The organism is Halorubrum sp. SS7 (genome assembly GCF_005435055.1).
GTDB classification, from domain to species: domain Archaea; phylum Halobacteriota; class Halobacteria; order Halobacteriales; family Haloferacaceae; genus Halorubrum; species Halorubrum salinarum.
In genome coordinates this window covers 1-206 of sequence record NZ_SGXV01000861.1, presented here as the reverse complement: position 1 = coordinate 206, position 206 = coordinate 1, and the positions used below count along the sequence as shown (strand labels likewise).

At 73.8% G+C, this 206-nt stretch carries 1 pseudogene; it reads left to right on the top strand.

The features are described 5' to 3' along the window. A pseudogene (locus EXE44_RS21345) lies at window positions 1-206 on the top strand (hypothetical protein); the annotation flags it as partial.

The window sequence follows — 206 nt, the reverse complement described above, 5'->3', positions numbered from 1 at the left end:
GACGCGGCGGCGGCGCTCGACGACCGAGTGCTGGAACTGGGGCTCCACAACGACCGCCGGTGGACGCGTCCGTTGCTACCGGGCGGTGTCGAGGCGCTTATCGACGCGACGCCGGCACCTGACGGAGCGGCCGACTACCTCCAGACGGCGGGGCGGCGACTCCGGACTCGAAACGCGGGCACAGTCCCTCGCGGCACCCCCCTCCG